This is a genomic window from Kitasatospora nipponensis (assembly GCF_039528135.1).
GTDB classification, from domain to species: Bacteria; Actinomycetota; Actinomycetes; order Streptomycetales; family Streptomycetaceae; genus Kitasatospora; species Kitasatospora nipponensis.
The window spans coordinates 1-9,763 of record NZ_BAAALF010000255.1; the positions used below are offsets into that span (position 1 = coordinate 1).

Annotated in this window: 9 protein-coding genes; 5 read left to right on the top strand and 4 right to left on the bottom strand. The window is 74.4% G+C overall.

Features of this window, described 5'->3' with window-relative positions; translation table 11 throughout:
* A partial coding sequence (locus ABD323_RS37255; protein ID WP_344446533.1) for an ATP-binding protein occupies nt 1-544 on the bottom strand: 544 nt, incomplete at its 3' end.
* A 432-nt stretch (nt 545-976) separates the two neighbouring features.
* Between ABD323_RS37255 and ABD323_RS37260 the strand changes: the two genes are divergently transcribed.
* Nucleotides 977-1,339, top strand: a complete 363-nt coding sequence (locus ABD323_RS37260) for a YciI family protein (protein ID WP_344446534.1) — start codon at nt 977-979, stop codon at nt 1,337-1,339.
* Nucleotides 1,340-1,427: 88 nt separating this feature from the next.
* Nucleotides 1,428-2,672: an RNA polymerase sigma factor gene (locus ABD323_RS37265; protein ID WP_344446541.1), complete on the top strand. Its 1,245-nt coding sequence runs from the start codon at nt 1,428-1,430 to the stop codon at nt 2,670-2,672.
* A gap of 52 nt (nt 2,673-2,724) precedes the next feature.
* On the opposite strand, the gene ABD323_RS37270 is transcribed toward ABD323_RS37265, so the two are convergent.
* Nucleotides 2,725-3,714, bottom strand: coding sequence for a sigma-70 family RNA polymerase sigma factor (locus ABD323_RS37270; protein WP_344446535.1), 990 nt, complete (start codon nt 3,712-3,714; stop codon nt 2,725-2,727).
* A 549-nt stretch (nt 3,715-4,263) separates the two neighbouring features.
* Here ABD323_RS37270 and ABD323_RS37275 point away from each other — a divergent pair.
* The 3 genes from ABD323_RS37275 to ABD323_RS37285 all read left to right on the top strand — a co-directional run bounded on the left by ABD323_RS37275 (nt 4,264) and on the right by ABD323_RS37285 (nt 8,568).
* Nucleotides 4,264-5,082, top strand: a complete 819-nt coding sequence (locus ABD323_RS37275; protein WP_344446536.1) for a phosphatase PAP2 family protein — start codon at nt 4,264-4,266, stop codon at nt 5,080-5,082.
* A 346-nt stretch (nt 5,083-5,428) separates the two neighbouring features.
* The gene (gene murJ / locus ABD323_RS37280) at nt 5,429-7,684 is read left to right on the top strand and encodes a murein biosynthesis integral membrane protein MurJ (RefSeq protein ID WP_344446537.1); all 2,256 of its coding nucleotides are present in this window, start codon (nt 5,429-5,431) and stop codon (nt 7,682-7,684) included.
* A gap of 11 nt (nt 7,685-7,695) precedes the next feature.
* Complete coding sequence (locus ABD323_RS37285) at nt 7,696-8,568, top strand: carbon-nitrogen hydrolase family protein (protein WP_344446538.1); 873 nt, start codon at nt 7,696-7,698, stop codon at nt 8,566-8,568.
* A gap of 85 nt (nt 8,569-8,653) precedes the next feature.
* On the opposite strand, the gene ABD323_RS37290 is transcribed toward ABD323_RS37285, so the two are convergent.
* Nucleotides 8,654-9,064 (bottom strand): SHOCT domain-containing protein, encoded by a 411-nt coding sequence (locus ABD323_RS37290; protein ID WP_344446539.1) that lies wholly within the window; start codon nt 9,062-9,064, stop codon nt 8,654-8,656.
* A 112-nt stretch (nt 9,065-9,176) separates the two neighbouring features.
* Nucleotides 9,177-9,763: PucR family transcriptional regulator (locus ABD323_RS37295; RefSeq protein ID WP_344446540.1), on the bottom strand; the 587-nt coding region annotated here is incomplete at its 5' end.

Below are 9,763 nucleotides of genomic sequence, written 5' to 3' on the forward strand. Positions count from 1 at the left end.
CCGGCACGCCCACCACCCGGCGCAGCGCGAAGCGCAGCGCCTCCGCGCTCGGGCCGTCCAGCCACTGCAGCCCGTCGAGGACGATCAGCAACCCCGCGTCGGCCGCCAGCACCCGCAGGATCCGCACCAGCCCGGTGGGCAGCGCGAGCCGGTCCTGGGCCGAGCCGGGACGGCGGCCGCGCAGCAGGGCCGCCTCCAGGGCACGGCGCGGCAGGTCGGCGAGCGGGTCGAGCAGCGCCTCCAACCGCCCGGCCGGCAGATCGGCCAGCAGGTCCCCCAGGCCGACGTAGGGCAGCGCGCGCTCCTCCTCGGCCGGCGTGCAGCGCAGCACGGTCGCCCCGGTCCGCGCCGCCTCGTGGGCCAGTGACCGCGCCATCGCGGTGCGGCCGATCCCGGCGGGTCCGCTGAGCAGCACCGCACCGGTACCGGCCAGCGCCTCCCGGGCGGCCGCCAGCTCGCTCCGCCGGCCGACCAGGTCGTCGCGACCGGGTCTGCCCTGCCCCTGCGCGCCCCCGTCGAAGAGCCCCGCCCCGCCCGTGCTCATCCGTCCGCCGCCCTCCCGTGCACCGGCGCCACCGGGCGTCCGGCCCTTCCGGCATGCCCCTGACACTCACTGCCGTCCACGCGACCGCTGGTGACGGGCCGGGCGGAGCGGGCAGGAGCCTCATCTCAGCCCTGGTGCCGACACCTCGTCAATAACGCCGCCGCAAGCGGCCCGGCCCGGAAACGAAGAGTTCACGGCCCCGTGGTGCGCCGTGACACCGCGCCGCGGCCGCCCGCCCGTTACGTTGTCTCGGAGATTCCTTCCCCACGGACGTCGGCGGATGTCGAGAACCGCTCCCCCGCTCCGACTGACGGGTGAGGGCACGCCACCGGGAACTCCACCGGGCACTCCACCGGGCCCACCGTCCGGCCGGGCCGCCGGGCAGAGTCACCGGGCGCGCCGCCACCGCACAGCACACGAAGGGCGACCACGATGAAGTACCTGTTGATGATCTACGGCAACCAGGAGAAGTGGGACGCGTTCCCGGCCGAGGAGTGGCCCGCGATGATCGCGCAGCAGGACGCGTTCAACAAGGAGTACCGGGCGACCGGCGAGCTGCTGGGCGCCTACGGGCTGGCCGACGCGGCCGCCGCCAAGCTGGTGCGGCGCGAGGGCGGGGCGCCCGCCGTCACCGACGGCCCCTATCTCGAGACCAAGGAGTACATGGCCAGCTTCTACCTGCTGGACTGCGAGAGCGAGGAGCGCGCGCTGCAGATCGCGGCGCGGATGCCGGCCGCCGCCGTCGAGCCGGTCGAACTCTGGCCGATCCTGCACGACGCCTCGACGGACCTGTGAGAGGCCCGACCCACCGGTGACCGGACACCCCCGCGACGGGCACCCCGCGGACGACCCGTCCGCGGGGACCGGCCGGCGCACCGAGGACCTGCTGCGCGAGCTGGCGCCGCAGGTCCTGGCCGCCCTGGTCCGGCGCTACGGCGACTTCGACACCTGCGAGGACGCCGTCCAGGAGGCCCTGCTGGCCGCCGCGGTGCAGTGGCCGGCCACGGGGGTGCCGGCCACCCCCCGCGGCTGGCTGATCACGGTCGCCACCCGGCGGCTGGTGGACACCGTGCGCAGCGAGCACGCCCGCCGCCGCCGGGAGGACCGGATCGCCCTGGCGACCCCGCAGGCGGAACTGCTCGGCCGGCCCGCCGACTCCTCGCCGGCCGCCGACCGGGACGACTCGCTCACCCTGCTCTTCCTCTGCTGCCATCCGGCGCTCACCGAGCCGAGCCGGATCGCGCTGACCCTGCGCGCGGTCGGTGGTCTGGGCACCGCGCAGATCGCCGCGGCCTTCCTGGTCCCGGAGGCGACCATGGCGCAGCGGATCACCCGGGCCAAGCAGGCCGTGCGCAGCGCGGGCGCGACCTTCCGGATGCCGGCGGCGGCCGACCGCGCCGAGCGGCTGGGGGCCGTCCAGCACGTGCTGTACCTGATCTTCAACGAGGGGTACAGCAGCACCGTCGGCGGTTCGCTCACCGCGCCCGAGCTCTCCACCGAGGCGATCCGGCTCACCCGCCTGCTGCACCGCTCACTGCCCGAGCACGCCGAGACGGCCGGCCTGCTCGCCCTGATGCTGCTCACCGACGCGCGCCGCCCCGCCCGGACCGGGCCGCACGGCGAGCTGGTCCCGCTGGCCGAGCAGGACCGCGACCGGTGGGACCGTCGCCTGCTCGACGAGGGCACCGCGCTGATCAGCCGCACCCTGCCGCTCGGCCGGGTCGGCCCGTACCAGCTGCAGGCGGCCATCGCCGCCGTCCACGACGAGGCCGCCCGGGTCGAGACCACCGACTGGCTGCAGATCCTGGCGCTCTACGGACTGCTGGAGCAGGTCGCGCCCAACCCGATGGTCACGCTCAACCGCGCGGTCGCCACCGCGATGGTGCAGGGACCGGCGGCCGGGCTGGACCTGCTCGCGACCCTGGGCTCCGACCGGCGGCTGGCGGACCACCACCGCCTGCTGGCGACCCGCGCCCACCTGCTGGAACTGCTCGGTCAGGACGCCGCGGCGGCCGACGCCTACCGCCAGGCCGCCCGGCGCACCACCAGCGCGCCCGAGCGCCGCCACCTCACCGCCCGGGCCGCCCGCCTCGACCCCGACCGGACCGGACCGCCCGCACCCGACTGACCGGGGAGGACGGAGGGCCGACACCGGCCCGCGGCCCCTGACGCAGGACCGGTCAGGCGGCCTCGAAGCCCGCGTGGTCGGCGATCTTCTTCAGCTCCGCCAGCGCGTGCTTCTCGATCTGGCGGATCCGCTCGCGGGTCAGCCCGTGCTGCTTGCCCACCTCGGTCAGCGTGCGCTCGCGACCGTCCTCCATGCCGTAGCGGGAGCGGATGATCGATGCGGTGCGGTCGTCTAGCCGACCGATCAGGTCGTCCAGCTCCTCCCGCCGGAGCATGACCATCACGGCGTCCTCCGGGGAGACCGCGCCGGTGTCCTCGACCAGGTCGCCGAACTGCGTCTCACCCTCGTCGTCGACCGCCATGTTCAGGCTGACCGGGTCACGGGCCCAGTCGAGCACGTCCTTCACCCGGGCCTCGGTGCTGTCCAGCTCGGCCGCGACCTCGGCCGGATCGGCCTCGCGCCCCAGCTCCTTGGACTTCTCCCGCTGCACCCGCCGGATCCGCCCGAGCTCCTCGACCAGGTGGACGGGCAGCCGGATGGTGCGCGACTGGTCGGCGATCGACCGGGTGATCGCCTGCCGGATCCACCAGGTGGCGTAGGTGGAGAACTTGAAGCCCTTGGCGTAGTCGAACTTCTCGACCGCGCGGACCAGGCCGGCGTTGCCCTCCTGGATCAGGTCCAGCAGCGGCAGCCCGCTACGCGGGTAGCGCCGGGCGACCGCGACCACCAGGCGCAGGTTGGAGCGGATGAAGACGTCCTTCGCCCGCTCGGCGTCGGCGGCTATCACCTCCAGCTCCTCGCGGGAGGTCCCCTTCGGCAGCGTGCCGGGGCCGTCACCGTCGATCTCCTCCAGCAGGTGCTGGGCGTAGACGCCGGCCTCGATGCGCAGCGACAGCTCGACCTCCTCGGCGGCGTCGAGCAGGGGCGTCCTGGCGATTTCGTCGAGGTACATGCCGACCAGGTCGCGGTCGGCCTCAAGGTTGGTCGGGCGGGCCGTACGACTCCGGTCGGCCCTGTCGCGAACGACGGCACGGGTGGCCATGCTTGCTCCCTTGCTGGTGGTGCCCGGGTCTGGACTCGGCGACGACACGCCTCCTTGTAGTACGGGACCCCGGGGGCCTCGCACGTAACAATCCAACGTGCAGAATCCGGACAACATTCCCAAGTTGCTCAGATTCTTCTCGGGATGCAGTATCCTGCCGATTTTCATCGCGCCGGTGGACGCTCCGCGACCGCCCGCCTACCCGCGGTCGACGCGTCCAATCCGCTCCCGCGCCGATCGCCGCACCGCATCCGGGGCCCCTGTGGGCCATCAGCGGCCGAGCGCCGACCCGGCGCCGGCCCACTGTCGCCGCCGTCGCAGAACGTCGATATCGGGCCAACGCCCGGACCCGCCGAATCGATCCCCGGCCCGGCCCGTGCGGCCCACCCCGGTCGCGGCGCGGTCGCCCCCGCGGTCGCACCCCCGGTCGCACCCCCGCCGCCAACCCGTCGCACACCAGGTCGACCACACGCCGCGTCCGCACAAAAGATGCCAAATCGCGATGCGTCACCCCCCGGATCGACTCACGCTGCTGGGAAGGTGTCAGGCATGCACCTGACCAGCGCCCCCGACCGCCGCACCGTGGACCCGCGGCACACGCTGCACGCCCGGCTCCCGCGGTACGCGACGGTCGCCGTGGGCGCGACGGCGCTCTTCGCCGTGCTGCTGGCGCTGGTGGAGACGCACTGGGGACCGCTGGCCCACCTGGACAGCTCCTGGGTCGACGCCCTGCACGGCGTCGCCCGCCGCAACACCGCCTGGACCGCCTCCATGCAGACCATCACCACGCTCGGCGGCCCGGTGGTGATGCGCGCCCTGCTCGGCCTGGCGGCCGGCTGGCTCTGGGCGATCGGCGCCCGCACCCTGGCGGGCTGGACGGCGGCCCAGGCCCTGGTCGGCTGGGGCGTCGAGTGGCTGGTGAAGGAAGCGGTGGGCCGCCCCCGGCCGAGCTTCGCCGACCCCGTCTCGCACGCGGCCGGCCCCGCCTTCCCCTCCGGCCACGCGATGGCGTCGGCGATCACCGCAGCCACCCTGGTCGCGCTCCTGTGGCCGCGGGCCGACCACGCCGCGCGGGTCGTCTGCTGCTCGCTGGCCGCGTGCGTCGCGGCGCTGATCGGCTACACCCGGGTCGGGCTCGGCGTGCACTGGCCCACCGACGTGCTGGGCGGCTGGCTCCTGGCGGTCGCGGTGCTGGGCGCGACCACCGTCGCGGTCGAGCTCTGGCGCCCGGGCGCGCTGTCGCGCGACGTGCGCCGGGTGGACTGGCGAACCAGACCGCGGGTGCAGAGCGTCCTCGCCTCCGGCGTGCCGTTTCCCGAGCTGGCGCCCCCGGGGGAGTTCGACGCCGCGGACCCCGACGTCCCGTGAGATAGCTCACACGAGTGGTCCCTGATCCCCGGGGGTGCGTAACGGGGCAGGGGCATACGAGCCGGTCCACTCCCTGTCCAGTCGGCACGAAAGGTTACGAAAGCGGGCAAACCTCTCCGGGAATCGGCAGGTCGCGGTCGCGCGGAGCGCCACCGCGCCCCTCCGCGTGCGCCCCGGAGATCTCCGCCACATGGCACAGGGCTCCCCACGCAGTGCCCGGATACGGCAAACTGCTCCGATTGGGTACACCCATGCCCCGGCTCGGCCCCTCCGAGCACGACAGCACCACAGCACGGCGGCAAGCCCCGCCACAGCACCTGCCCAGGCACCGAGCGACGGGGGTCCGATGACCACGCACACGGCGGGCGACCCGTACGGTTCGTACGGTCCGCCCGAGTCGTACGGGGCGGCGCAGCCGTACCCGGCGGCACCGACGCAGGGTCAGGTGGATCCGAACGGGCAGCCGCAGGCGTACCGGCCGCAGTACCCCTACAACGAGCCGCCGCAGGGCTACGGGCAGCCGCACGGCTCCTACCCCCAGCAGGGCCACCCGCAACAGCTCCCCCAGGAGCAGCCCTACCCGCAGCCGCTGTACCAGGAACAGCCCTACGGGCACGGTCACGGCTACGGCCAGGCCCAGCCGGACCCGGCCGAGCAGCCCTACAACGTCTCGCAGCCCTACTCGCTGCCGCCCGACTACGGCATGCCGCAGACCTACGGCGACCCGCCGACCATGACGCTGCGCGCGATCCCCGCCCAGGGCTTCGGCCCCCCCGACACCTCCTACGCACCGCCCGCCCCCGGCCAGCTGCCCCCGCAGCGCGAGAGCGAGGAGCCCCGCCGGGCGGCGCCGGCCAAGGCCGAGCCCTCGGAGGCGGCGACGGCGGGGCGCAACGGCCTGATCATGGCGGTCGGCACGCTGGCCTCGCGCGGCCTGGGTTTCGTGCGCAGCGCGGTGCTGGTCGCCGCGCTGAGCTCCGGCCCGCTGGGGAGCTCGTTCAACGTCGCCAACACGCTGCCCAACGTGGTCTTCGTGATGCTCATCGGCGGCGCGCTCAGCTCGGTCTTCGTCCCGGAGCTGGTGCGGGCCGCCAAGACCCACGAGGACGGCGGCGTCGCCTACACCGACCGCCTGCTCACCCTGTGCACCGTCGCCCTGGTGGCGCTGACCCTGCTCGCGGTGCTCGCCGCGCCGCTGCTGGTCACCGTGTACGCCTCGGACTGGTCGGGCCCGCAGCGCGAGCTGACCGTCACCCTCGCCCGCTACTGCCTGCCGGAGATCCTCTTCTACGGGCTCTTCACGCTGCTGGGCCAGGTCCTCAACGCGCGCGGCAAGTTCGGCGCGATGATGTGGACCCCGGTGCTGAACAACGTCGTGGCGATCGCGGTCTTCAGCCTCTACATCGCCGTCGGCGGCCAGTCCAGCGACCCCGGCAAGGTCACCGGCGGCCAGACGATGCTGCTCGGCATCGGCACCACGCTGGGCGTGGTGGTCCAGGCACTGGGCCTGGTGCCCTCGCTGCGGGCGGCCAAGTTCCGCTGGCGCCCGCGGTTCGACTGGCGCGGCGCGGGCCTGGGCCAGCCGATGCGGGCCGCCACCTGGGCGCTGCTGCTGGTGGTCGCCACCCAGCTCGCCTTCACCGAGCTCACCTCGCTGACCACCAGCGTCGACGAGATGGGCAAGCACCTGGGGCTGTTCGGGGTGGGCAACGCGGCCTACGCCAACGCCTACCAGCTCTTCGTGGTCCCGCAGGGCGTGATCACCATCTCGCTGGTGACCGCGATCCTGCCGCAGATGTCCCGGGCCGCGACCGAGGGGAACCTGCCGAAGATCGGCGCCGACCTCTCGCAGGTGCTGCGCAACTCCGCCACGATGATCATCCCGGCGACCGTGCTCTTCATCGCCTACGCCGGCCAGATCACCCACCTCGCCTACGGCTACGGCGACCACCCGGGGGTGGGCCTCGCGGTGATCTCCGAGGCGCTGCTGGCCTTCGCCGTCGGCATCCCGTTCTTCTGCGCCCAGTACGCGCTGGCCCGCGGCTTCTACGCGATGGGCGACGCGCGCACGCCGTTCTGGCTGACCGTGATCATCTCCGGCACCAACGTGCTGCTCTCCTACCTCGCCTACCTGGTGCTGAGCCCGCGCTGGATCGTGGTCGGCATGGCCGCCGCGCAGAGCGTGGCCTGCGTGCTCAGCGTGGTGATCACCGGCTCCGCGCTGGCCAGGCGCCTGCGCTCGCTGCCCGCCGCGCCCGAGGACCCGGAGAACCGGGCCCGGGTGCTGCGCGCCGCGCTCTCCGCGCCGCTGCGCAGCGGGCTGGACGGCCGACGGGTCTTCGGGCTCCACCTGGGCCTGCTGCTGGCCTGCCTGCCCGGCGCGCTGCTCGGGCACTTCCTGGCCGACGCGGTCGGCGGCCTGCTGGGCGGCGGGTTCTTCGGCAACCTGGTGGGCCTGGGCTTCGGCTCGGTCCTCGTGCTGGCCTCGCTCTTCGTGCTGGCCCGCCCGTTCGGCGCCGGCGAGGCCGTCGCGCCGCTGGCCCGCAAGCTGCGGCTGCCCTACCCGGCACCCGACCCGAACGCGGGCAAGCACCGTCGATAGGCTCGCTGGACGTGATCACACCTCCGGCCGAGCGCCACGACGACCTGCCCACCCGTCCGCTGCGGATCGCCGCCGCCCAGGCCCCGGTGGTCCGCGGTGACATCGCGGCGAACGCCGCGCAGGCCGCCGCGCTCATCCGGCGGGCCGCCGCCGAGGGTGCGCGGCTGGTGGTCTTCGCCGAGAAGTTCCTGACCGGCTACGAGGCGGAGCTGATCAGCTCCGACCCGCTCCGCTACGCCGTCACCGCCGACGATCCGCGCCTCGCCCCGATCACCACCGCCTGCCGGGAGAGCGGCACCATCGCCGTGGTCGGCGCGGTCACCCGCGCGGCCGACGGCCTGCGGGTCTCCGCCCTGGTGGTGGACGCGACGGGCACGGTGGCGGCGTGCTACGCCAAGCAGCACCTCTTCGACGCCGAGGTGCACCACTACCTGCCCGGCACGGCCGGCTGCACGCTGGAGGTGGACGGCTGGCGGCTGGGCCTGGGCGTCTGCTACGACTCCGGCTTCCCCGAGCACGCCCGCGCCGCCGCGCTGGACGGCTGCCACGCCTACCTGGTCGGCGCGCTGTTCAGCGTGGGCGGCGGGGAGCAGCAGGTGCGGGTCTGGTTCCCGGCACGCGCCCTGGACAACACCGTCTACACGCTGCTCGCCAACCACGTCGGGCACACCGGCGGCTGGAACACCTGCGGGGGCAGCGCCGTCTGGGGGCCGGACGGCCGGCTGCTGGCCCAGGCCGCACCCGAGGGGACCGACCTGGCGGTCGCCGACCTCGACCCGGCGCAGCTGCGCCGGGTGCGGGCGGACCTGCGGATGCTGACCGAGATCGCCGGGCGCGACGCGGCGGTGGCCGCCGGCCCGCGCAATCGGCACGCGCTGAGCTGAGCCGGCCGGGCCGAGTCGAGCCACCGCGCCGCGGGCGGCCGGGTGCGTGGGTGCGCGCCCGGCCGCCCGCGGCGTCCGCCGCCGCTCAGGCGAGCAGCTTGGCCTTGGCCTGGTCGAACTCCTCCTGGGTGAGGTGACCGTCCGCCTTGAGGGCCGCGAGCTTGGCCAGCCGGTCGACGTTGTCGCCGCCGTCACCCGCCGCGCCGCCGTCCCCGGACCCGGCCGCCTTGCGGATGTAGTCCTGCACCGCCGCCTCCCGCCGCTCGGCGTCCTCGGCGTCGTGCTCACCCATCTTCGCGCCGCGCACGATGAGGTAGAGCAGGACGCCCAGGTAGGGCAGCAGGACCACCAGGATCATCCAGCCCGCCTTGCCCCAGCCGCTCATCTCGTGGCTGCGGAAGATGTCCATCACGACCCGGAAGAGCAGGAAGAGCCACAGGACCCACAGGAAGAACCACAGCATGATCCAGAAGGCGTTCAGCAGGGGATGGTCCATGGGGTGACTCCCGTTCCGGCCGGTCTCGATGTCCGGATGATGATGATTCATCCGGATTCCAGACCTCAGTCATAACACCGCCACCTGGCACCAGCACCCCGGCGGCCACCCTTCAGGAGGGGCCGCAGAGCAGCGCCGCGCGCAGGTCGAGGCGGTCGTCGAGGCGGCCGAGGTCGCGTCCCGTCAGCTCCTCGATCCGGCGGACCCGGTAGTGCACGGTGTTCACGTGCACGTGCAGCACCTGCGCCGTGCGGGACCAGGAGCAGTCGTGGTCGAGGAAGGTGACCAGCGTGCCCAGCAGGGCCCCGCCGGTGCTCCGGTCGTGCTCGGTCAGCGGGTCCAGCAGCCGGCGGCGGAAGGCCGTGGCCACCTCGACCGGGATCCCGCGCACCAACGCCGCCAGCGAGTCCAGTTCCGCGCCCGCCCCCACCGAACAGTCGCGCGCGGCACCGGCGGCCGCCGCGTCCAGCGCGTAGTGGGCCTGGCGCAGGCCGGCCGCGAGCTCGGCGGCGGTGCGCACCGCCGCCGGCCCCACCCCGGCGCGCAGCAGGTGACGGCCGGGCAGCCGCGACTGCAGCCGGGGCCAGACCTCGCGCAGCGCGGCGGTCAGCCCGGCGGGGTCCGCACAACGGACCACCGCGACCCCCCGGCCGCTGTCGTCGGGACCGACCGGGGACGGCGCCGGGGCCGCCCCCCCGG